Source organism: Candidatus Accumulibacter contiguus, assembly GCF_036625285.1.
GTDB lineage: Bacteria > Pseudomonadota > Gammaproteobacteria > Burkholderiales > Rhodocyclaceae > Accumulibacter > Accumulibacter contiguus.
In genome coordinates this window covers 1,749,689-1,771,008 of sequence record NZ_JAZKUC010000001.1, presented here as the reverse complement: position 1 = coordinate 1,771,008, position 21,320 = coordinate 1,749,689, and the positions used below count along the sequence as shown (strand labels likewise).

The following is a 21,320-nucleotide window of genomic DNA, read 5'->3' as shown; positions in this document are numbered from 1 at the left end:
GGAAGGCGACGCACAGCCCGACGCCCCTCTGGGACATCAAGCCCGTGGGAGAGCACTTGGCGTGCATTGTCAGCCGTTTGTCTGAATACCGAACAGTTGCTGGTTGGCACGTGCCGGAAAGCCGTGACCACGTATTTGCAAGGATGGCTATAGATGAACGCTTCTGAATCAACGTTTGTGGGTATTGACGTTTCCAAAGACACGCTGGAGATCGCTTTAGACGACCAATCAAAAACCCAATGCATTGCCAATGCTGACGCTGATATAGCGGCGTTGGTCAAAGAGCTCGTTCCACGTTCTGAGGAGATTGGGGCGATCGTATTGGAGGCCACGGGAGGCTTCGAGCGCCAGGTGGCGGCGGCACTCTGTGCGGCCGGGCTGCCGGTGATGGTGGTCAATCCGAGGCAGGCGCGAGACTTTGCCAAATCCATGGGATACCTTTCCAAGACGGACGCCATTGATGCGCGAGTCCTGTCGCACTTTGCGCGGACACTGCACCAATCGGCGCAGCGGGAACGGCTGTTGATGAAACTGCCCGATGCCAACCAGGAGGCGTTGGAAGCCTTGCTTGTACGCCACAACCAGCTCATTGGCATGCGCGTGGCGGAAGGAAACCGATTGGCCCTGAGCCATGGTTCGCAACACAAGAGCATCAAGGCAGTCCTCAAAATACTGGATCGACAGATCGTGGCGGTTGATAAAAGCATGGCTGGCATGCTGAAAGAGCATTTTGCCGAGAAGCTCGCTTTGTTCAAAGGCTTCAAAGGGGTCGGACCGTGTACGCAAGCGAGTCTGATGGGGGCATTGCCTGAGTTGGGCCAACTCACCCATGCGCAGATTGGCAAGTTGGTCGGAGTCGCTCCATTAAACGCGGACAGTGGTCGCCACAAGGGTAAGCGCATCACCTGGGGTGGTCGAGCGACGGTCCGTACCGCTTTATACATGGCGGCCTTAAGTGCCATACGTTACAACCCCGTCATCAAGACCTTTTATGAACGTTTGCTTGCTAACGGAAAACTCAAAAAAGTCGCGCTGGTCGCTTGCATGCACAAGATGCTGACGATCATGAACGCCATAGTCAAATCGGGTATTCCGTGGAATCCAGAGCATGCAAAATGCGCCTAAAAAAGCTTGACTGGGAACACAGTTGCTCCCCCCTCGCGGGGGAGGGGTTGGGGGAGAGGGGGTGTCTGTGCTCCACCGCAGCCATCACGGCCTCCAGGCCAGAGCAGACTTCCGGCTTCGGTCATGTGCTGCCGCAGGGATTTTACGAATTCGTGTTCAACCATTGCCCCTCTCCCCAACCCCTCCCCCGCAAGGGGGGGAGGGGCGATCACCGATGCCAACGCCTCGCCATCGAACAGTCGCCTTGGAGAGGCCATGCCACATGAAGTACTTCGACCAACACTTTCATTCGCACCCGGCGCACGCAAGGCTTGCCGGCGGCGACCAGGGCGTCTGCGGAACGTGGCTTCGCGGTTGGCGCCTATGGCTCCGCATGCGTTTCCGGAAGATAGCCGGCGCGAAGAACGAAATCACCGAAATGTTCGCCGCGCTGACGTTCCTTCGCATAGTGCTCGATGATCGGACCGAGCAGCGCAATGATCTCATCTTCGCTGACGCCGTCGCGATACAGCTGATTCAGCCGACCACCGGCAAAGCCACCGCCCAGATACAGCTTGTAACGGCCCGGCGCTTTGCCGACCAGGCCGATTTCGCCGAGGAAGGGGCGCGCACAGCCATTCGGGCAACCGGTCACCCGCAGCGTGATGGCGGTCTTCTCCAACCGGGCTTTCTTCAGGATCGGCTCCAGGCGTGCGAGCAGAATCGGCAACCAGCGCTCGCTTTCCGCCATCGCCAGGCCGCAGGTCGGGAAGGCGACGCAGGACAGGGCGTTCCGGCGCAGCCCGCCCCAGCGACCGGCATCCGGGAAACGATGTTCGTCAAGCAGTTTCTCGATCGTCGGTTTCTGCTGTTCATCGATCCTGGCGATGATCAGGTTCTGGTTCGCAGTCAACCGGAAGTCGCCCTGGTGCACTGCGGCGATCGCACGCAAGCCGCTGAGCCAGGCGGTCTCCGGCGTGTCCCGGAGCCGCCCGCTCAAGACGCCGAGCGTCAGATGCCACTGGCCGCGACCGTCCCGGACCCAGCCCAAAGGGTCGCCGGTGCTCTCGAAGCGGAAGGGTCGAGCCGCCTGCAGGCGCCAGCCCAGCCTCTCTTCCAGTTCGGCCTTGAACCAGTCGAGGCCACGATCATCAAGTGTGTACTTGAAGCGTGCATGTTTGCGGTTGCTCCGGTCGCCAAAGTCCCGCTGGATCCTGACCACGTTCTCGGCCACTTCGAGAAGCTGTTCGGGCAGGACGAAGCCGATCACGTCGCCAAGTCGGGGGTAAGTTGCCAGATCGTTGTGGGTCGTCCCCATGCCGCCCCCGACGGAGACGTTGAAGCCGGCAACCTTCTTGTCTACAACGATGGCGATGAAGCCAAGATCCTGCGCGAAGACATCGATGTCGTTGTGCGGCGGCAGGGCAAGACCGATCTTGAACTTGCGTGGCAGATAGGTGGCGCCGTAGAGGGGCTCCTGCTCTTCCTCAGGCTCTGCGGCCACTTTTTCGCCGTCCAGCCAGATCTCGTGATAAGCCCGCATCTTCGGTAGCAGCGCGTCGCTCAGGCGACGGCTCCAGGCATGTAGCTCGTCGTGCAGCGGCGACAGCCAGGGGTTGTTGTGGCACACCACGTTGCGGTTGACATCGCCGCAGGCCGCGATCGAGTCGAACAGGGCGTGCTTGATTCCGGCCATCGCCGCCTTCAGTTTGCGCTTGAGAACGCCGTGATACTGGAGGGTCTGACGCGTCGTGAGGCGCAACGAGTAGTCCGCATGCTGGCGGGCCACTTCGTCGAGCGCCAGCCACTGCGCGGGCGTGCAGACACCGCCCGGCATGCGCACACGGATCATGAAGCTGTAGGCCGGCTCGAGCTTCTGCCGCAGGCGTTCGCTGCGAACATCCCGGTCGTCTTGCTGATAGGTGCCGTGAAACTTGAGCAGCATGCCATCCGGAGCCGGCACGGAGCCTGTGACGTCGTCGGCCAGAGCCTCCACGATCTGGCCCCGCAGGTAGGCACTCCGCTCCTTGATCGCTTCCTCTTCGCTGCGTGGAACCTGTTTCTCGGTGGTCAAGGCTTCTTTCCTCGTCAAGACTCAATACACATCGCGCTGGTAGCGCCTGGCAGCCAGAAGTTCGTTCACATACTCTTCGGCCCGCTCTCGACGATGGCCGCCTTCCTTCTCGACGATCTGGATCAGCGCCTGGTGAACATCCGGCGCCATCCGCTGTGCGTCTCCGCAGACGTAGACATGGGCGCCTTCTTCGATCCAGCGATACAGTTCGCGGCTCCTGTCGAGCATCCGGTGCTGCACGTACACCTTGCGGTCGCTGTCACGCGAAAACGCGACGTCGATCCGGTTCAACAGCCCCTTCTGCCGATAGTCCAGCCACTCGACCTGATACAGGAAATCGCTGTGGAAATTGCGGTCGCCGAAGAACAGCCAGTTCTTTCCTTTTGCCCCGGCGGCTTCCCGTTCGGCCAGGAAAGCCCGGAAAGGCGCCACGCCAGTACCCGGGCCGATCATGATCAGCGCCGCCTCGGGGTCAGCGGGCAGGCGAAAGTTCGGGTTGCTATCCACGTAGACCGGGACCGTTCCACCCTCCGGAACGCGGTCAGCGAGAAAGGTGGAGGCCACGCCCTGTCGCGGCAGGCCGTAGCTCTCGTAGCGCACGACGGCGACCGTCAGATGCACTTCGTCGGGACTCGCGTGGTAACTCGAAGCGATTGAATAGAGGCGCGGCGGCAGCCGGCGCAGGATGCCGACGAACTGCGCGGCGCTGATCCCCGGCACCGGATAGCGCTGCACCACATCGAGAATTTCTCGGCCATGGACGAAATCCCGCAAGGCCGTGCGGTTCTCCTCTTTCAGCAGATCCCTGAGCTCGCCAGCCGCCGAGATCTCCGCGTATCGTTCTAGGAATGGCCTGGTGATCGTGGTGATCTCGTAGTCGTTGAGCAAGGCGTTTTCCAGGCTGGATTCGCGCCCCGACGGACCCGTCAGCGGTGCCGAGGCGTCCAGACCCAGTCGGCTGAGAAGATCGGCAACCCTCTCCGGCCAGTTGCTGACGACGACGCCCAGCGAATCGCCCGGTTCGAAGCGCAGGCCCGAGCCCTCCAGCGATAGCTCGATATGTCGCACGTCCTTGCTTGAACCTCGACCGGTCAGACGGAGGTTCTCGACCAGACTGGCCGGAAAGGGATTTCGCTTTGACCAGGCAGATACTGTTTCGAGTGGTGCCGGCACGGCCGATGCAAGCACTGTTGCGCACCGCTGGCGCAAGCTCATAACGACGCCTTCGATCCAGCGCTCGGCGCTTTCTTCATAATCGACGTCGCAGTCCACCCGTTCGTGGAGGCGGCTGGCACCTAATTCAGCCAGCCGCGTATCGAAGTCGCGGCCGGTCTTGCAGAAGAATTCGTAACTGGTATCCCCAAGCGCGAGGACCGAAAAATGCACCCCTTCCAGTCCGGGGGCCTTCCTGCTGTGCAGGAATTCGTGAAACGGCCGCGCGTTATCGGGCGGATCGCCTTCACCGTGCGTACTGACGATCAGGAGGAGAAAACGATCGCGCTTCAGTCGGGCAGTCTTGTAGCTGCTCATCGCCTCCAGCCGTGCCGAAACGCCGCTGCTCGACAATCGCGTCTGCAACTCGTGGGCGAGCTTCTCGGCGTTCCCGGTCTGCGACCCGTAAAGGATGGCGATTTCTGGCGGCACCGCATTGACCTGGGTCGCCGGGGCTTCGCCCGGCGATCGTCTGGCGTCGCCGAATCCGGCGAGGTAGCCTTTGATCCACAGCAACTGCTCGGCAGTGATGCCGGCCGTCAGTTGCTGGAGGGCTGCCCATTGTTGCGGGATCAAGGGATCATGCTGTGGGTGCATCGGCCGATGTCGCTAGAGGGTTGGGTTGCCAAACGGTGGCGGTGAGTCGCCGATCCTTCGTTTCGGAGATTCAAAAAAACGTCCTTGTGATCCGCAGAAGTGTCCGTCGAATATAGCAAGAGTCCGATTCCCGGCAATAGATTGAATTTGCATGTCCTTATATTGGCGCCCGGTCGCGCAGCACCCGGCGTGATCAGCCGTCGCCGCGCAGGTTGACGCTCCACACCTGGATATTGGGTTCGCGCGAACCCAGGTCGTACTGGCGCGACATCGCCTCACGCAGAACGCGATAGCCGGCCTCGTCGTGGATGGCGGAGACGGAATCCAAATCCGACTGCCAGCAACGGCGGGACGCGTCGTCAGCAGACTGTGCGGCCATCGAGCTGATCTCCGAAACTGAATCTCGACTCACACCAGATAGTAGGCACCACCTTGGGGTGCCGCAATGGCGGCTGAACCGCCCGCGTCGCCGTCACCCGCGCGCAGAGCGAAAGCCTTGCGGACCGCTTTCAAGGTGGCCGAAAACTCCTCGTCCTCTTCGGCAAAGACCAGTTCGGCAGGCAGATAGCGGCCGATACCGACACGCTCGATAGCACTCAGCAGGTCGGCGCGCACGCCTGCCAGCAGCACGGTCAGACCGCCGGCGGCGGCGTCGCGCAGGAACTTTTCGAGCACTTCGATTGCGACCACGTCGGGATTGCGGACGCGCTTGACGCGCAGCACCAAATGGCGGATATCCTGCTGCTGCGCCCGTCTTGCGGCGTCCGTCAGGTGCCGTTCCAGGTCGGGCGCCGCGCCGAAGAAGAGCTCGCCTTCGAGGTCTATGATCAGCACCTCGCGGCTTGGCGGGTCGACCGGCAGGCGTTCGCGCACCACGCGTTCGGGCGTCACGACCAGCTCGGTGGCCTTCAGTTTCGCTGCCCGCGGTACGTACCAGAGCACCGACAAGGTGACGCCGATCAGGATCGCGAACTCGATATCGATGAACACAGCAGCCAGCGCGGTGGCGATCAGCAGCACCGCGTCATAGCGCGAGCCGCGAATGATGTAGCGCAAACGTTCAGGGTCTATCAGTCGGGACGCGGCAACGATCAACAGGCCCGCCAGCGCCGCCTTCGGAACATAAGCGGTGAGCGGGCCGGCGGTCAGCACCACGACCGCGACCACAGCAGCAGTGAACACGCCGGAGAAGCGTGTCACCGCACCGGCCTGATAATTGATCGCCGTGCGCGACAGCGAACCCGCACCGGGCATCGCACGGAAGAAACCGCCGACCAGGTTGCCGACGCCCTCGGCAAGGATTTGCCGATTGTAGTCGAGTTGCTGACCAGACTTGTGCGCGATCGCCTTGGCAATCGCCAGCGCTTCGAGCAGCCCGAGCACGGCGATGGCAAACGCACTGCCGGAGAGATCAACGAACCAGTGCCATTTGATTTCCGGAATGTGGGCTTGCGGCAGGCTGGCCGGAACCGCCTCGATCAGCGACACGGCCGGTTTGACACCGCCGCCGTGCTCCGACCAGCCGGCCGCCCAGGCGGCGACGGAGAGGAAGATGAGCACGAAGAACATGTCGAGCTGAGGCAGCTTGAAGTAGCGCACGACGCGGCGCGACAGCAGCGCCAGCACAATTGCACCGACGCTGATCGCCAGCGCCTTGGGATTGATCGCTGCGTCCTGCGTCAGTGTCAGCCACAAGCGGTAGAGCACGTGCTGGTGACCGGTGCCCTGCGCCTTGACGCCCAGCGCATTGGCGATCTGGCCGATGATGGTCAGGGAAGCGGCACCGACGATGAAGCCGGTGACGACCGATTCGGAAATGTAGCGCGTCAGGTCGCCGAGTTTGAGCACGGCGATCGCGATCTGGATGATTCCGATCAGCACTGCCAGCAGGAACATCGCCTCGTAAGCGTCGAGCCGCGCCTCCGGGTCGATGAAGGCCAGCGCACTGAAAACGACCAGCGACACCGCTCCGGTGGGTCCGTTGACCAGATGCCGCGACGAGCCGAGGATGCCGGCTACCGCGGTAAAGATGATTGCCGCGTAGAGGCCGAAGCGCGGGTCCACCCCCGCGAGCAGCGCATACGCAATACTCTGCGGCAGCGAGATGGCCGCCACGGTGACCCCGGCCAGGAAGTCGGCACGCGCGCTCTGCCACGGGTACGACCAGTTGATGCCGCCGATACGTCTCCCCACGGCGCCGGAAATCACTGCTTCTGTCATGTCTGTCCTTCTTCGGGAAAAAGAGTTGTTCGCAGGGCTCAGCGCGGCTTCGGCCTATAGACCGTGTCGATGATGCCGTTGTCGGCAAAAAACTTGCTCTGGGCATCGTCCCAGTCGCGCGCAATGGCCGTCACGGCAAAAAGCTTCAGCGGCGGCAACTTGTCGGCGTGGTTCGCCAGGATCTGCGGCTTGAACGGGCGGTAGCCGTTGCGCGCGATGATCTCCTGTCCCTCGTCGGTAAACAGATATTCAAGGTAGGCACGGGCTGCCTCCGCGCTGCCGTGGCTGGCGACATTGGCATCGACCCAGGCCACCGACGGCTCGGCCAGGATGCTCACCGGCGGGTAGACGATTTCGAGCTGGCCACGCGCCTCGGCCACTTCGCGCAAGGCTTCGTTTTCCCAGGCCAGATGCACGTCGCCGATTTTCTCGACGGCGAACGCCGTGCCGGCGGCGCGCGCCGCGGGGACGAGGAAAGGCGTGTGCTCGTAGAGCGTCTTGAGATAGGCTCGTGCCGCGACCTCGCTGCCGCCGCGCGTGACGATGGCGCCCCAGGCGGCCAGCGCTGTAAGCTTGCCGTTACCCGAGCTTTTGGGGTCCGGTGTGATCACCTCGACACCGGGTTTGACGAGATCCGGCCAATCGTGGATTCCTTGCGGATTGCCCTGGCGAACGACGAAGACGATGGTCGAGTAATAGGGCCGCGACTGGTTCGGCAGCCGCGCCGCCCAGCCGTCGGCGATCTGCCCATGCTTGCGCAAGACGTCGACGTCCGACGGCAAACCAAGGGTGACGACGTCAGGCTTGAGTTCACCGCCCACTGCCAGTCTGGCCTGGCGCGACGAACCCCCATGCGACTGGAGAACCTCGATGGCGCGCCCGGACGCCTTCTCATAGCCCGCCGTGAAGCCGGCGTTGATGTCCCGGTACAGCTCACGCGTCGGGTCGTAGGAGACATTCAGCAATTTCGCTGGCGCCTTGCCCTCGACATTCTTGACGACGATCAGGGTGATCGCAAGCGCTGCGGCGGCGACTGCAGCCAGGTTGATCCAAGGGAGTTTTCGAGTTGCCATCGGTCAGTGTGTCCTTCAACTAATTGTTGGCGGAATTCTGAGCACTCCGATTCGCCTCAGCAACGAGTTATTCCTTCTAAGAATATGGGGCACACATGGAGCATGGCAACCGCCGCTGCCGGCAAGGCCCGTCGTCGAACTGGAACGTCTGGTTGGTCAAGAGTATCAGTGCTCGCTGGCGGCACGCGGGCGTGGGTCAACGCCGGCTTTGCGCAGGAAACGGGGCCGGGCCGGCTGGCGTCACAATCGATCGACCGCTACCGCCGTCCGTACGAAGGAACCAACAATCCACGGGAGGCCATGCAGGCCTATCTCGACTGGGAGTTTGTAAACAAATAAGCGCCGGCTGTCTCAAGACACCGCTTCTTGAATAAACAAAGCAGGAAAACATCGTTGGCGCGGTTCCGGCGGATGGCTAGCATCAACCGCTCCAGATGCCACAAACTGGTTGTCACCAATTGCGCAGGAAGTGAAGTGGGCAGCGTATCGTAGCGCGCGCGTTCGTTGTCGTCAGACGGTGGCGCGGCGCCCAATGGCGGCACCTGATCGGAGAATTTTCATGGCCTTCAAGGGGTCGGGGGTGAGGGGAAACGATCATGACTTTGCAATACACCCCCGATCATGAAGGTCATGACCGTTTGGATAGCCCGGCTTCGCTGCCTGGATAGCCGCCGAGCCAGGCTCTCCCAATCGGCAGTGCGGCGTCGCATCCTGACACGCCAGCAGCGCCAGAAGCGGGAGCGGCGTGGTCTACCCAGACTTCGCTTTGTCGAGCAGTGCTCGCGCCCTCGCGGCCGCAGGTGTGTCGAGCGCTTCGGGAAGCTGATCGACGAGCTAGGCAAGCGCGCGTCGGTCTTCGGCCGTTGCACTGTGGCGGTCGCACAGTTCGATCAGCGCCATCAACTCCAGCCACGGCGCCTCCGCGCTCTGGCCTCCGCGATCGCGCGTCGAATCGCGGCGTCGGCGGCTGCCCGGTCGCCACGCGCGCGCCCGATGACCGCCTGACGCCAGTTCCGCCGCTATCTCGAATGCGGCATTCTCGCCAATGGTTTTGCGCGCGCCCGATGCGCCGAGTGCGGTCACGATTTTCTCATCGCCTGGCCGTGCAAAGGTCGCGGCGTCTGTCCCGCTGGTAACACCCGGCGAATGGTCGAAACCGCCGCCCATCTGGCCGACCCCATTTTGCCGCGCCTGCCGGTCCGTCAGTGGGTGCTGTCGGTTCCCAAGCGGCTGCGTTATCACCTCGAACACGATCCGGCGATCGAGACGCTGGCGCTGCGCATTTTCCTGAGCGTCGTGGAACAAGCCTTGCGCCGCGCCTGCCCGGCTGGGGGTTCGGATTCCCGGATCGGCGCGGTGGCCTTCATCCACCGCTTTGGCGCGCTGCTCAATTCGCATGTGCATTTCCACTGCATCGTCATCGAGGGTGTCTTCGAGGCGGACGCTTCGGGAGCAGCGACGTTTCATGAAAGCCGTGCCCCTGACCAGAAGTTGCTCGACGAAGTTCAGGCCAAGGTCCGCCGCCGTCTACTGCGCGCGCTGACCCGGCGCGGTGTACTTGAGCCGGAAGATGCCGAGCTGGGAGCACGGTGGGGGCTTCTCACTCGACGCCAGCGTGCGCATCGAAGGGGCCGACCGCCAGGGCCTGGAACGGCTGCTGCGCTACTGCGCTCGGCCCGCCTTTGCGCTGGAGCGTTTGCGTGAAATCGACGCAGAACACCTGGTCTATGAGAGCGTCAAGCCGGGTCCCGGCGGCAGCGTCAGCCTGATGCTCACACCACTCGAACGGATCGAGCGTCTGGCGGTGCTGATTCCGCCGCCGCGCCGACATCGCCATCGTTACTACGGGGTGCTGGCAGCCAACGCGCCGCTACGCGCACAGGTGACCGCGCTCGCCGGCCTGCCGGAGCGTCTGACCGCGCCGCTTGCCACAGCGACTGAGACCGAGCCAATCGCGGCGGCCGCGGCGCAAATCACCGCCGCAAGCGTGTCCTCCGACAGCAAGGAGGAAGCAGAGGGGGCAGAGGAAGCGATTCACCGTCGCGCCGCTCGTTACGCTTGGGCGCTGCTGCTCGCGCGGATCTATGAGGTCTTTCCGCTCGTCTGCCCACGCTGCGGCGGCGAGATGCGCATCATCGCCTTCATCATCGATGCGGGTGCCGTGCGCGACATCCTGACTCCTCTGGGCGAGCCGACCTCGCCGCCTCGCCTGATGCCCGCCCGTGCGCCGCCGCTCTGGGAGATGCCGGACGCCACCCTGGGCGAGGACGACCCACAGGCTCAATCGGCGTCTGAGTACGAATTCGACCAGCGCATTGCCTGGTCTGGTAGGTGCGGGTTGGAAGTCCCCATGCGCAAAGGTCCAGACTGAAGCATGACGAACTGCCATCGCCCGTCGTGGGACGACTCGTGCCTGTGGTCATCCGCCTGGCTGGTCCCCGGCCCGGCGGATGACCACACGCGCTGGGCGAGGCGGGATTCGGGGAACTTTTCAGGGGCCATGGGCCACCGGAGCCAAATTCGAGATTGACGCCCCTTGATGGAGGCTCATATGCTCTTTTTGGTACCGTTGGATTTCCTATCCTTCGGCAGTGCGGCGTCGCATCGACACGCCAGCAGCGCCAGAAACGGGAGCGGCGTGGTCTACCCAGACTTCGTTTTGTCGAGCAGCGCTCGCGCTCTCGCGACAGCGGCTGTGTCGTGCGCTTCGGGTAGTTTGTCGACGAGCGCGGCAAGCGCGCGTCGGTCTTTGGCCGTTGCCCTGTGGCCGTCGCACAGTTCGATCAGCGCCATCAGCTCCAGCCACGGAGCCTCCTGGGCTCTGGCCTCTGCCATCGCCCGTCGAATCGCGGCGTCGGCGGCTGCGCGGTCGCCACGCGCGAGCGCGATGGCAGCCTGCATCGCGAACAACTGCGGCAGATACACGCGCTCCCCGAGCACGTTTGCCACTTGCAGCGCATCCTCGAGTTCGTGTTGCGCGCCATCCCAGTCGCCATCAAGCAGCAGGGCCTCCGTGGCATACCCCAGGACCTCACTTCCTCCCGCCAGCATCCCGAGCCGCGTATTGTCTTCGTACGCCTCTCGAATGCGGCGATAGCGTCGCGCGGTCGTCCCATCCGGGCATCCGCCCAGCCGCGAAACCACCGGCACGCCGTCCGACCTTGCGCGACCCCGGATTTGTCGACAAGTGCCCGCATTTCGTCGGCCAGAGCCGCGACACGTTCCGCGTTGCCGAGTCGGGCCTCGAACAGCGCCTCGTACCAAAAGGCCGCCAGCCGCGTGTTCGGCCATCCCAGCAGGCGAGCGCGTGCGTGCGCCCGCTCCAGCCGCGCGCGCCCCTGCTCGACGAACCCGGAATGAAGAAGGTGGATGCCGTGCAGCCCCAGCAGCGTGACTTGTGGATCGGCCACGAAGATTTCGACCGGCGCCAGTTCGAGAAGCTCCGCGGCCGCGAGCCCGCGCTCGATCCATGTGCCAGCCGCGCGCAGTCGACCCTGAAGCTGAGCCACGTATCCGTGCACGATACACGTGACGAGCACAAGCACCGGATCGTTGGGTGCAGACGAGAGCGCCTCGGCTCGTTCCGCCACCGCCAGCGCCTCGGCATAGTCCGCCCGCAGGCTGAGAACGAACGCGAACCCGTGCAGCAGCCGTCCGCGCATCGAATGATCGGGGATGTCGGCGAGAAGCGCGTACGCACGCTGGAACGCGTTTTTCGCTTCGGGATGACTGATGCCATGTACGTGGGTGGCCGCTACTCCATGAAGCGTGGCCAGCGCGATCTCCAGCGCGTTGCGTTGGGTGCCCTCCGGCGCCTGGCCAAGAAGGGTCAACGCATGCTCGGTGAGGTTCATGCACTCGCACGGACTCAGGCGCGCGAGCGCCGCTTCGGCAGCCGCAACGTAGTGGCGCAGCGCGGCCATCGGCTCCCGGCCAAGCTCGAAGTGCATGGCGAGTTCCGCCGCGGCGACCGATGCGCCGGGCGCACGCTCGCGTTCGAGCGTGGTGCCGACTTTGCGGTGGAGCTGCGACCGAACCGACAGGTTGGTGTGCTCGTAGAGCACCTGGCGAAAGAGCGCATGTCGGAACGAATACGGCAACTCTGCTGCATTGTTGCCTCCCTGGGGACGCGGGGCGACGAGCCACAACTGCTCGCGCGAGAGATCGTCACATGTCTGGCCGACCCATGCGGCGTCTCTCTCGAGCGCTCCCGAGATCGTATTGATGCAGAACTGGATGCCGCAAACTGCGGCGACCGAGAGCACCAGGCGCTGATCGCTGGTGAGCTTCGCGATGTAATGATCGATGATGGCCGCGAGATTCTCCGGAACCGCGATTGTCGCGAGCTGCGACGACCGGGCTGCCGCGTCGCCACCGGCTGGCGCGGCGCGCGTGATCGCCTCCGTCATCACCGACGCGACGAACAGCGGTACGCCGTCGGTGCGTTCGTGCAAGGCGCGCACGAACGCTTCATTGGTGGCGATCGCTGGTGATCGTTTCGCCACGTAGTCGGCGACCTCGCTTTCGGAGAACGGATCGAGCACGATCTCCTCGCACAGGTCGTGCAGGCGCAGCTCGTGCCGCAACGGGTTGAGCGGATGATCGAGGGCCACGACCTCGGCCAGACGAAAGCTTGCCAGCCACATGAGCCGCGCGCCGCCACGGCGCCGCGCGATGTAGTCGATCAGCCGGATCGTCGCGCGGTCGCTCCAATGCAGGTCCTCGGTCACCAGCAACAGCGGGCGACGCTCGGTGTAGCGATAGAGGACCTGGCCCATCTCGCGCAGCATGCGATCCGGGCTGACGCCGGCGAGTTCTCCTCGTAGCGCTTCTCGCTCCTCCGTCGTGCCGAGCCACGGCAACTGCAACAGCCAGGTCGGCGCCACGGCGCGCAGCAAGGACGGGACCTCGCTGTCGCTGCGGCACAACTCATCCAGCGCTTCCAGAACAGGAAGGTAGGACTCAGCCGTGCCGTAGTGCTCGACGCACTGGCCGCGCGCGCACGCGACGTGGCCGAGGCTGGCAATGAACTGTTCGATCAGCGTCGTCTTGCCGATACCCGGCTCGCCGGCAATCCAGACCACCGCGCGCTTGCCGCTGCACGCCATGTCCCAGGCGCGGTGCAGTCGTGATAGTGGTTCGGCGCGACCGATGAAGTAGGGCACCTGCACGGCGGCGAGTCCCGAAACGCTTGGCTGGACGCTTGGCGCAGCGGGGAGCGCACTGGGAGCGGCAAAGAAGCGATACCCGCGCCGCGACACCGTTTCGATGTAACGCGGTTTGCGGGCATCGTCGTCGAGCACCGTCCGGAGCTCGCTGATGGCGGTTCTCAACACCGAGTCGGTCACGAACTGGTGGCCCCAAACCTCATCGAGCAAAGCATTCGTGGTGAGCAGGGACCCGGCGTGCCGCACGAGCGCGCACAGGACGGCGAATGGCCTCGGCGCGAGCGCGACAGCCGTTCCGTCGCGCAGCAAGCGCGCGTTCGCCTCGTCGAGCTCGAATCGGTCGAAGCGCACTCGTAGCGGATGGGGTTCTCCCGTGGAGCGACCGAGGTCGGGGCCTTCGATCATTGCGATGTCAGGCGGGTTCGATATGGCATAGGACGATCGAGCGCCGGCCAAGGAAGTGGTGCCCGCGTGGCCGGTCGCGCAATTGACGCAGGTAGCGCTTCCCGATCGGCAAAGTCACCATGGATCGGACGCGGCCGCCACACCCAGGGCGCAGTCAGCGTCGATGCCAGCGTTCGCGTTTGTTGGCTGGTTCTCTGTCGATTGGCTCGGCACCGGCATTTGAACCCGATCATTGTCGACAATGGCTCCATTGGGAATTCGGCCTGCTGCGTGCAGTCTAGCGCTGCCTGGCTAACCGGGGCAAGAGAGAGCAGATTCGAAGCCGAAACCGCCAAGGAAGCCGAAGCCGTAAGACTGAGCCGCGATACCCAGGCTGGCGGCTACCGACTGCTGACCGCGGCCGAGCTGAAAAAGATGATCGACGAGGGCAAGCCGATGGTGCTGGTGGATACCATGCCCTACGACGCCAGCTACAGGAAGGAACACATTCCGGGCGCGAAGAATTTTCTCTTCCCGGTGCCACGCATGAGTTCCTGGGATGCGAAGGAAACCGATGGCAAGACCGAGGCTGACTTCACCGCCTTGCTGGGCGAGGACAAAGACAAGCCGGTGGTGTTCTACTGTGGCTTTGTCAAATGCACGCGCAGCGATAACGGTGCAGCGTGGGCGCGCAAGCTCGGCTATACGCAGGTCTATCGTTTCCCTGGCGGTCTGTTCGCATGGAAGGGTGCCGATTTTCCGCTCGAAGCGGTGCAATAGCGCCGGCCAATCACCCCGCGCCGGCGCTGCGCTCACGCCGCTTGCAGGAACGGCGTGCGGATGTCCGAAAGGAACTGGCGCAGCCGCGGATGCTCGGGCCGGGCGAAGAATTCGCTCGGCACCGCGCGTTCGAGAACCTTGCCCTGGTCCATGAACAGCACCCGGTCGGCGACGTCGCGTGCGAAACCCATCTCGTGCGTCACGCACACCATGGTCATGCCGTCACGGGCGAGGTCGCGCATGACCAGAAGGACCTCGCCGACCATCTCGGGGTCAAGCGCGCTGGTCGGTTCGTCGAAGAGCATCAGCGGCGGCCGCATCGCCAGCGCGCGGGCAATCGCCACCCGTTGTTGCTGCCCACCCGAGAGCTCGCCCGGATAAGCGCGCGCCTTGGCGGCCAGGCCGACGCGATCGAGCAGCGTCAGCGCCTCGTCGCGGGCTTCGGATGGTTTGAGTCCGCGCAGGCGGGTCGGCGCCAGCGTGCAGTTTTCGAGCACGCTGATATGCGGGAACAGATTGAACTGCTGGAAGACGAAGCCAATGCGCGAACGGAAGGCATTGAGTTTGACGTGCCGACCGTAGGCATCCACGCCGTCAACGACGATGCGTCCGGACTGGATCGGCTCCAAGCGGTTGAGCGTGCGGATCAACGTCGACTTCCCCGATCCCGATGGGCCGCAAACGACGACTACCTCGCCCTTGGCCACGTCCTCAGTGATGTCCACCAGGGCGTGGTAGCTGCCGTACCACTTGTTGACTCGTTCGATCTTGATCATGCGTGGGCCTTCGCCAGCGTGCGTTGTTGGTGATGGCGCTCCAGCCAGAATGCGAAGCGAGAGAGGCCGAAGCAGAGAATGAAATAGGTCAGGCCGAGCAACAGATACACTTCGGCCGGCTTGGTGAGCACCTGGGTGTTGATCTGGGTGGCGATGAACGAGACTTCGGTCAAGCCGATGATGTAGCCGAGCGAGGTTTCCTTGATGGTTGCAACGAACTGGTTGACCAGTGAGGGCAGCATGTTGCGTACCACTTGCGGCAGGATCACCAGCCGCATCGCGTCCAGATAGCTGAAGCCGAGCGAGCGTGCGCTTTCCGTCTGACCCTTGCCGATGCCCTGGATGCCGGCACGGATGATCTCGGCCAGGTAGGCGGCGTCGAAGACCACCAGGGCGGTCAGCATGGTCCAGAACTGGTCGGTGTTTTGCCCGGTCAGGCTGGGCAGGAAGAAATAGGCCCAGAAGATCACCATCAGCAGCGGTGTGCCGCGCACGACCTGGATCAGCGCGCTCACCGGCCAGCGTACGCATCGCCAGGGACTGACGCGGGCGATACCGAAGACCAGGCCGAGAGGAAAGGCGAAGAGCAAACCGAGCACGGCGAGGATCAGCGTCAGCGCCAAGCCGCCCAGCGGTCCATGCGGATACTGGCCAACCAGGAAATACAGCCAGTAGGTGTCGATCAGGTCGATCACGCCGCTCGCACCGGGAAGCGGCCCTGATACCAGCCTGCCGCGCCGGTGATCAGGAGAGACATGCCGAGATAGCAGGCCGAGGCGAAGGCGAAGGCCTCGAAGCTGCGGAAACTGGCGCTTTCCACCTTGGCTGCCTGATACATCAGCTCGGCGACACCGATGACGGTAGCGATGCTGGTGTCCTTCCAGAGGTTGAGCGTCTGCGAGATCAGCGGCGGAATCGTGACGCGCAGTGCCTGCGGCAGCACCACCAGTCGCATGCTGGCGACGAAGCTGAAGCCGAGCGCACGCGCCGCCTCGAACTGCTGGCCGGGAATCGAGCGGATGCCGCTGCGGACATCCTCCGACATGTAGGCGGCGGTGTAGAGCGTCAACGCGATGATGGCGCTGGTGGCCTCGATGTTGCGCGCGTAGAGCCATTCGCGCAGGGCTGTCGGCAGGAGTTCGGGGGCGCCGAAGTACCAGAACAGCATGTGTGCCAGCAAGGGTACGTTGCGGATCGCTTCGACGAAAGCGAAGCCGGACCATTGCAGCACCTTCACCGGCGAGAGGCGAATCAGCGCGATGAGGATGGCCAGCGGCAGCGCCAGAGCAAGACTGATTCCGGTCAGACTGAGGGAGGTGATCAGGCCCGCCACCAGCCAGTCGTGATAGGTGCCGGTCAGCAGAAGGTCGAGATCGAAGAGCGGGGTCATGTGAGCGCAGAGAGACGTTGAACGGCATCCCCATCGCCCGCAGACGGGCGATGGGGCCGGGAGGTCAAGCGTCTCAGCTATCGACCTTGTCGCTCTCGATCTTGAAGGGGCGTGCCTGGAACTTGATCTTCGAATCATTCCCATACCACTTGAAGAACAGCTTCTCGGCTTCGCCCGATTTCTCGAGTTCGCGCAGAGTGTCGTCGACGACCTTTTTCAAGGCGGGCTCGCCTTTCCTGATACCGAGCGCCAACGGTTCGATGCTGAGATTCTCGGGAAGAATCACGAAGTCCTTCTGGGCGGGACCAAGCTTGGCGTAATCGGCCAGGATCGACACCTCATCGTTGACGTAACCGACCCCCTTGCCCTGCTGCAGAGCGACAAAGGCCTGGCCGGTGGTCTCGAAGGTCACCACTTCCGCCGTCGGCACGGCCTTGCGCAAATTCGGCTCCTGCGTCCCGCCTTTCACCGTCAGGACCTTCTTTCCAGCCAGTTGCGGCACGGCCGTAACGTTGCTGTCCTTGCGTACGATGACCTTCTGGCCAGTGACGAAGGTGGTCAGCGAGAAGTCAACCTTGGCTTCACGTTCTTTGTTGTGGGTCAGCGACGCGGCAAGCAGATCAACGCGGCCCTGTTCCAGTTCGGGGATGCGAGCGGCGACCGCGAGTTGCTTGAGCGTCAGCTTGATGCCCAGCTTCCTGGCGATCGCCTTGGCCAGATCAACGTCGTAACCGACGATCTCGCGGGTCTTCGGATCGACAAAGCTGTTTGGTTCGTCGGTGCCGAGAACGCCGACGACGATTTCGCCCTTCTTCTTTATGTCGGCCAGTTGGTCGGCGTAGGCAGTGCCGCCAACGAGTGTCACAAGTGCGAGCAGGCCAACCAGCAGATGATTGCGCAGGTTCATGATTGTTCTCCAGTAGTCAGATTTTCAATGTACTGGGCATCGGACAAGGACAGAACGAAGTTATCGGCAGATACAAATCAGCGCCGACCTGATATCGATCTGCAAAAAAACAGAACACTCAATCGCTGGTGGCGAGAACCACTTGATTGGACTTGAAAACAGCCAGCACGTCGGCACCGAGTTCCAGGGGAAATTCGCTCAGGGTGCTGGTGGGCACCGCCGCACTGAGCACACCCGCAGGCGTCATGACCAGCACCTCCGAAAGCACCTTGCCGATGACGATCTCGGTCACTCGCCCGCGCAACTGATTGCGGGGGTTGAGCGCATCCACGGTCATCAGGCGCTTGAGGACGCGGCTTTCCAGCGCCGCGAAGCGTGCTTCGCCGTGCTCCCGCGGCCGCGGCAGATCAACGGGCTCGTCGAAGGTGATACGCCCTTCCTCGATGAGCAGGATGCGATCAGCCAGCGCCACGGCCTCGGCGACGTCGTGTGTCACCAGCAGTGCCGTGAAGGCGTGCTGGTGCCAGATCTGCTCGATGAGGCGCTGCATCTCGATACGGGTCAGGGCGTCGAGGGCACCCAGGGGTTCATCGAGCAGCAGTAGGCGAGGGCGATGAATGAGCGCCCGCGCCAGGGCGACGCGCTGCCGCTGGCCGCCCGAGAGACGGCTCGGCCATTCGTCGGCGCGGTCCGCCAGGCCCACTTGCGCCAGTGCTTCCTCGGCCTGGGCACGTACTTGCGCACGGCTGCCGGGCAGACCCAGGGCGACGTTCTGAATCACCGTCCGCCAGGGCAGCAGGCGAGCTTCCTGGTACATGATCCGCACCTGGTCACCAAAGGTCTCGCGCGCCTTGCCGTCGAAGCCGATGGCACCACCGGAAAGCGAGTCGAGTCCGGCCAACTGGCGCAGCAGCGTGCTCTTGCCACAGCCGCTGCGGCCGACGATGGCGACGAACTCGCCGGCCGGAATGCTCAGGTCGAGGCCGTGCAGTACCTGTCTCTCGCCAAAATATTTGACCAGTCCGCGGATCTCTACGTCAAGGCCGCCGCTACCATCCCGGACAGCCCCGACTTGCGCCAGTTCGGGATTATCGATTTGCATGCTCGTTCCCTCCATCAGGCTGCGCTGTAGGCGCCGTTCCATCTGAGCCAGCGGCGCTCCAGCAAGCGGGCAGCGACATCGGCAAGCTTGCCGAGCAGTGCGTAGAGCAGGATGCCAAGCAGAACGACGTCGGTCTGCAGGAACTCGCGGGCATTCATGGTCATGTAGCCGATGCCGGCCTGTGCGGAAATGGTCTCGGCGACGATGAGAATGACCCACATGAAGCCCAGTGCATAGCGAACGCCGACCAGGATCGACGCCAGGGCACCGGGCAGGATCACTTCACGATACAGCGGCCAGCCGGAGAGACCATAGCTGCGGCCCATTTCGATCAGCGCGGGATCGACCGAACGGATGCCGTGAAACGTGTTGATGTACACCGCAAAAAACACGCCGAAGGAAATCAGGAAGAGCTTGGCCACCTCGTCGATACCGAACCACAGGATGACCAGCGGAATCAGTGCCAGCGGCGGGATGTTGCGAATCATCTGCAAGGTCGTGTCGAGAGCGATTTCCACCTTGCGGAAAGATCCGGTCAGCAGGCCGAGGACGAGCCCCAGCCCACCGCCGATGGCAAAGCCCGCCAGAGCCCGACCGGCGCTGACCCTGATGTGGGTCCAGAGTTCGCCGGAAAGGGCCAGCGTCCAGCCTGCCTTCAGTACAGCCAGCGGTTCCGGCAGTATGCGAGTCGACAGCCAGCCGAAGAGCGCGGAAAGTTCCCAGACGACCAGAATGGCGATGGGCACCAGCCACGGCAACAGCCCCTTGGCGCCATTCCTGAGGGCGTCGATTGGTGATGTCATGCGGTTCTCCTGCGGGAATCACCGGAAACTTGACCGGCAGAAACCCGACATTCGTGTCAAAGCTTGGCGATCGAAACTTCGGTTGCCTTGACCAGAGCCAGGACCTCGGTGCCCACCCGCAGTTGCAGATCCTTGACCGAGCGAGTGGTGATCACGGACGTGACGATGCCATGCGGTGTCTCGACGTCCACTTCGGAAACGACGGGGCCGTCGATGATTTCCTTGATGCGTCCGCGGAACTGATTTCTGGCGTTGATTGACTGGATGGGCACGACGTTCTCCGTTGGGTAACTGACCAAGGGTCGCATTGTGGGCAGCCAGGACGGGCGCGACAAATAATAAGAAATGCATAGCTTATTCCTCCGGATCCCTGCTCTGTATGGAGCACGATTGGTGGCAGAGATCAGCAAATCCAGTTGCCGCGGCGACCAGAGCTACCGCGCGAGCGGTCAGTACGACCCCCTCGGCAGCCTGTTCGTCGACTGGCAAAGAAGTCCTGGCCATGCCGCCCCACTGGCTCCGCGCCGAACGCATAAGCATAGAAAAACTTTGTCTTTGCAGGATGTTGCGCCGTGGCCTAAGGTCGACGGCTACGCGCTGAATTCCCCCGTGGTGAGTCCATGGATCTCGGCAGCCAGTTGCCCCTACACCGTTCCCAGTTCAGGAGATTCGCATGTCCAGATGGTACGCAGACAATTCCCTTTCCATAGGCCGCACGCCGCTGATCAGACTCAACCGCATCGCCGACGGCGCTCCGGCCAGTCTCCTCGCCAAAATCGAGGGACGCAACCCCGCCTATTCGGTCAAATGTCGCATCGGTGCTGCGATGATCTGGGATGCCGAGCAGCGTGGTCTGCTGGGCCCAGGTAAGGAACTCGTCGAACCGACCAGCGGCAACACCGGCATTGCCCTGGCGTTCGTCGCCGCTGCACGCGGGATCCCCCTGACACTGACCATGCCGGAAACCATGAGCCTGGAGCGGCGCAAGCTGCTCGTGGCCTATGGCGCCAAGCTGATACTGACCGAAGGCGCCAAAGGCATGGGTGGCGCCATCGCCAAGGCCGAGGAGATCGCGGAGTCGGACCCGGATCGCTACGTGCTGTTGCAGCAATTCAAGAACCCGGCTAACCCGGCGATTCACGAGAGCACCACCGGCCCCGAGATCTGGGACGACACCGACGGCAATATTGATATTTTCGTCTCCGGGGTTGGGACTGGCGGCACCATCACCGGCGTTTCGCGTTACATCAAGAATACCCGCCGCAAACCCATTCTCTCGGTAGCGGTCGAGCCTTCCGCCAGCCCGGTACTCACGCAGACGCTCGCCGGCGAAGCGCTCAAGCCGGGTCCCCACAAGATCCAGGGCATCGGCGCCGGCTTCGTACCACAGGTGCTCGACCTCTCGCTGGTTGACGTCGTCGAACAGGTGTCGAACGAAGAGGCTGTCGAGTACGCCCGCCGCCTCGCCAGGGAGGAAGGAATCCTGTCGGGGATTTCCTGCGGTGCGGCCGTGGCGGCGGCGGTGCGCCATGCCAGGAAACCGGAAAATGCCGGCAAGACGATCGTCGTCGTGCTGCCCGACTCCGGAGAACGCTACCTGAGTTCGGTGTTGTTCGACGGCGTCTTCGACGCCACCGGCCAGGCGCTGTAAGGCGGCTGCATCGGGGCGCCATTGGCTACCCCGGTGCAGCAAGCAGAAGAACCAGTAAGGACCAGCTACCGCCCGGTTC

General features: G+C 63.3%; 19 protein-coding genes and 1 pseudogene. 6 read left to right on the top strand and 14 right to left on the bottom strand.

Features of this window, described 5'->3' with window-relative positions; translation table 11 throughout:
• The first annotated feature begins 153 nt into the window (after positions 1 to 153).
• Positions 154 to 1,125, top strand: a complete 972-nt coding sequence (locus V5B59_RS08645) for a transposase (RefSeq protein ID WP_332351565.1) — start codon at positions 154 to 156, stop codon at positions 1,123 to 1,125.
• A gap of 361 nt (positions 1,126 to 1,486) precedes the next feature.
• Here the strand turns inward: V5B59_RS08645 and cysI are convergent, their stop codons facing one another.
• From cysI to V5B59_RS08620, 5 genes are all read right to left on the bottom strand, one after another.
• On the bottom strand, positions 1,487 to 3,178 hold the full coding sequence (gene cysI, locus V5B59_RS08640) for an assimilatory sulfite reductase (NADPH) hemoprotein subunit (RefSeq protein WP_248594949.1): 1,692 nt from the start codon (positions 3,176 to 3,178) through the stop codon (positions 1,487 to 1,489).
• A 21-nt stretch (positions 3,179 to 3,199) separates the two neighbouring features.
• A complete protein-coding gene (locus V5B59_RS08635) occupies positions 3,200 to 4,987 on the bottom strand; it encodes an assimilatory sulfite reductase (NADPH) flavoprotein subunit (RefSeq protein ID WP_169071058.1) in 1,788 nt (595 codons plus the stop codon).
• A gap of 193 nt (positions 4,988 to 5,180) precedes the next feature.
• Positions 5,181 to 5,366: a SpoVR family protein gene (locus V5B59_RS08630; RefSeq protein WP_169071037.1), complete on the bottom strand. Its 186-nt coding sequence runs from the start codon at positions 5,364 to 5,366 to the stop codon at positions 5,181 to 5,183.
• Positions 5,367 to 5,395: 29 nt separating this feature from the next.
• Positions 5,396 to 7,207, bottom strand: a complete 1,812-nt coding sequence (locus V5B59_RS08625; protein WP_169071057.1) for a SulP family inorganic anion transporter — start codon at positions 7,205 to 7,207, stop codon at positions 5,396 to 5,398.
• 38 nt (positions 7,208 to 7,245) lie between these two features.
• Positions 7,246 to 8,280: a sulfate ABC transporter substrate-binding protein gene (locus tag V5B59_RS08620; RefSeq protein ID WP_169071056.1), complete on the bottom strand. Its 1,035-nt coding sequence runs from the start codon at positions 8,278 to 8,280 to the stop codon at positions 7,246 to 7,248.
• A 168-nt stretch (positions 8,281 to 8,448) separates the two neighbouring features.
• On the opposite strand from V5B59_RS08620, the pseudogene V5B59_RS08615 reads away from it, so the two are divergent.
• Positions 8,449 to 8,619 (top strand): annotated as a pseudogene (locus V5B59_RS08615) (rhodanese-related sulfurtransferase); the annotation flags it as partial.
• Between the two features lie 495 nt (positions 8,620 to 9,114).
• On the opposite strand, the gene V5B59_RS08610 reads toward V5B59_RS08615, so the two are convergent.
• Positions 9,115 to 9,363: a hypothetical protein gene (locus tag V5B59_RS08610; RefSeq protein WP_169071055.1), complete on the bottom strand. Its 249-nt coding sequence runs from the start codon at positions 9,361 to 9,363 to the stop codon at positions 9,115 to 9,117.
• Here V5B59_RS08610 and V5B59_RS08605 point away from each other — a divergent pair.
• Together V5B59_RS08605 and V5B59_RS08600 are read left to right on the top strand one after the other, a co-directional pair.
• Entirely contained in the window at positions 9,316 to 9,984 is a 669-nt protein-coding gene (locus tag V5B59_RS08605; RefSeq protein ID WP_308240151.1) for a transposase, read from the top strand. The genes V5B59_RS08610 and V5B59_RS08605 overlap by 48 nt on opposite strands.
• Positions 9,896 to 10,651, top strand: a complete 756-nt coding sequence (locus V5B59_RS08600; protein ID WP_169071053.1) for a transposase — start codon at positions 9,896 to 9,898, stop codon at positions 10,649 to 10,651. Before V5B59_RS08605 ends, V5B59_RS08600 begins: the two co-directional genes overlap by 89 nt.
• Positions 10,652 to 11,072: 421 nt before the next feature.
• On the opposite strand, the gene V5B59_RS08595 is transcribed toward V5B59_RS08600, so the two are convergent.
• The gene (locus tag V5B59_RS08595; protein ID WP_332351803.1) at positions 11,073 to 13,853 is read right to left on the bottom strand and encodes an ATP-binding protein; all 2,781 of its coding nucleotides are present in this window, start codon (positions 13,851 to 13,853) and stop codon (positions 11,073 to 11,075) included.
• Between the two features lie 270 nt (positions 13,854 to 14,123).
• On the opposite strand from V5B59_RS08595, the gene V5B59_RS08590 reads away from it, so the two are divergent.
• Entirely contained in the window at positions 14,124 to 14,612 is a 489-nt protein-coding gene (locus V5B59_RS08590) for a rhodanese-like domain-containing protein (protein ID WP_308240148.1), read from the top strand.
• A gap of 32 nt (positions 14,613 to 14,644) precedes the next feature.
• On the opposite strand, the gene V5B59_RS08585 is transcribed toward V5B59_RS08590, so the two are convergent.
• The 7 genes from V5B59_RS08585 to V5B59_RS08555 all read right to left on the bottom strand — a co-directional run bounded on the left by V5B59_RS08585 (position 14,645) and on the right by V5B59_RS08555 (position 19,862).
• The gene (locus tag V5B59_RS08585; protein ID WP_169071051.1) at positions 14,645 to 15,388 is read right to left on the bottom strand and encodes an amino acid ABC transporter ATP-binding protein; all 744 of its coding nucleotides are present in this window, start codon (positions 15,386 to 15,388) and stop codon (positions 14,645 to 14,647) included.
• Positions 15,385 to 16,083 (bottom strand): amino acid ABC transporter permease, encoded by a 699-nt coding sequence (locus V5B59_RS08580; RefSeq protein WP_308240147.1) that lies wholly within the window; start codon positions 16,081 to 16,083, stop codon positions 15,385 to 15,387. Before V5B59_RS08580 ends, V5B59_RS08585 begins: the two co-directional genes overlap by 4 nt.
• Positions 16,080 to 16,778, bottom strand: coding sequence for an amino acid ABC transporter permease (locus V5B59_RS08575; RefSeq protein WP_248594947.1), 699 nt, complete (start codon positions 16,776 to 16,778; stop codon positions 16,080 to 16,082). The genes V5B59_RS08580 and V5B59_RS08575 overlap by 4 nt, the downstream gene beginning before the upstream one ends.
• A gap of 73 nt (positions 16,779 to 16,851) precedes the next feature.
• Positions 16,852 to 17,685, bottom strand: coding sequence for an ABC transporter substrate-binding protein (locus V5B59_RS08570; RefSeq protein WP_169071049.1), 834 nt, complete (start codon positions 17,683 to 17,685; stop codon positions 16,852 to 16,854).
• A gap of 118 nt (positions 17,686 to 17,803) precedes the next feature.
• Positions 17,804 to 18,787 (bottom strand): ATP-binding cassette domain-containing protein, encoded by a 984-nt coding sequence (locus tag V5B59_RS08565; protein ID WP_248594946.1) that lies wholly within the window; start codon positions 18,785 to 18,787, stop codon positions 17,804 to 17,806.
• 14 nt (positions 18,788 to 18,801) lie between these two features.
• Positions 18,802 to 19,590, bottom strand: coding sequence for an aliphatic sulfonate ABC transporter permease SsuC (gene ssuC, locus V5B59_RS08560; RefSeq protein WP_169071048.1), 789 nt, complete (start codon positions 19,588 to 19,590; stop codon positions 18,802 to 18,804).
• Between the two features lie 56 nt (positions 19,591 to 19,646).
• Positions 19,647 to 19,862 carry a TOBE domain-containing protein gene (locus V5B59_RS08555; protein WP_169071047.1) on the bottom strand — a complete coding sequence of 72 codons (216 nt, stop codon included), beginning with the start codon at positions 19,860 to 19,862 and terminating at the stop codon, positions 19,647 to 19,649.
• 401 nt (positions 19,863 to 20,263) lie between these two features.
• On the opposite strand from V5B59_RS08555, the gene cysK reads away from it, so the two are divergent.
• Positions 20,264 to 21,241 (top strand): cysteine synthase A, encoded by a 978-nt coding sequence (gene cysK / locus V5B59_RS08550; protein WP_169071046.1) that lies wholly within the window; start codon positions 20,264 to 20,266, stop codon positions 21,239 to 21,241.
• The last annotated feature ends 79 nt before the right edge of the window (positions 21,242 to 21,320 follow it).

Bases quoted from the DNA above. Each gene is read 5' to 3' on its own strand.
- V5B59_RS08645 (WP_332351565.1), top strand. From the start codon at position 154: ATGAACGCTTCTGAATCAACGTTTGTGGGTATTGACGTTTCCAAAGAC.
- V5B59_RS08635 (WP_169071058.1), bottom strand. From the start codon at position 4,987: ATGCACCCACAGCATGATCCCTTGATCCCGCAACAATGGGCAGCCCTC.
- V5B59_RS08630 (WP_169071037.1), bottom strand. From the start codon at position 5,366: ATGGCCGCACAGTCTGCTGACGACGCGTCCCGCCGTTGCTGGCAGTCG.
- V5B59_RS08625 (WP_169071057.1), bottom strand. From the start codon at position 7,207: ATGACAGAAGCAGTGATTTCCGGCGCCGTGGGGAGACGTATCGGCGGC.
- V5B59_RS08620 (WP_169071056.1), bottom strand. From the start codon at position 8,280: ATGGCAACTCGAAAACTCCCTTGGATCAACCTGGCTGCAGTCGCCGCC.
- V5B59_RS08595 (WP_332351803.1), bottom strand. From the start codon at position 13,853: ATGATCGAAGGCCCCGACCTCGGTCGCTCCACGGGAGAACCCCATCCG.
- V5B59_RS08585 (WP_169071051.1), bottom strand. From the start codon at position 15,388: ATGATCAAGATCGAACGAGTCAACAAGTGGTACGGCAGCTACCACGCC.
- V5B59_RS08575 (WP_248594947.1), bottom strand. From the start codon at position 16,778: ATGACCCCGCTCTTCGATCTCGACCTTCTGCTGACCGGCACCTATCAC.
- V5B59_RS08570 (WP_169071049.1), bottom strand. From the start codon at position 17,685: ATGAACCTGCGCAATCATCTGCTGGTTGGCCTGCTCGCACTTGTGACA.
- V5B59_RS08565 (WP_248594946.1), bottom strand. From the start codon at position 18,787: ATGCAAATCGATAATCCCGAACTGGCGCAAGTCGGGGCTGTCCGGGAT.
- ssuC (WP_169071048.1), bottom strand. From the start codon at position 19,590: ATGACATCACCAATCGACGCCCTCAGGAATGGCGCCAAGGGGCTGTTG.
- cysK (WP_169071046.1), top strand. From the start codon at position 20,264: ATGTCCAGATGGTACGCAGACAATTCCCTTTCCATAGGCCGCACGCCG.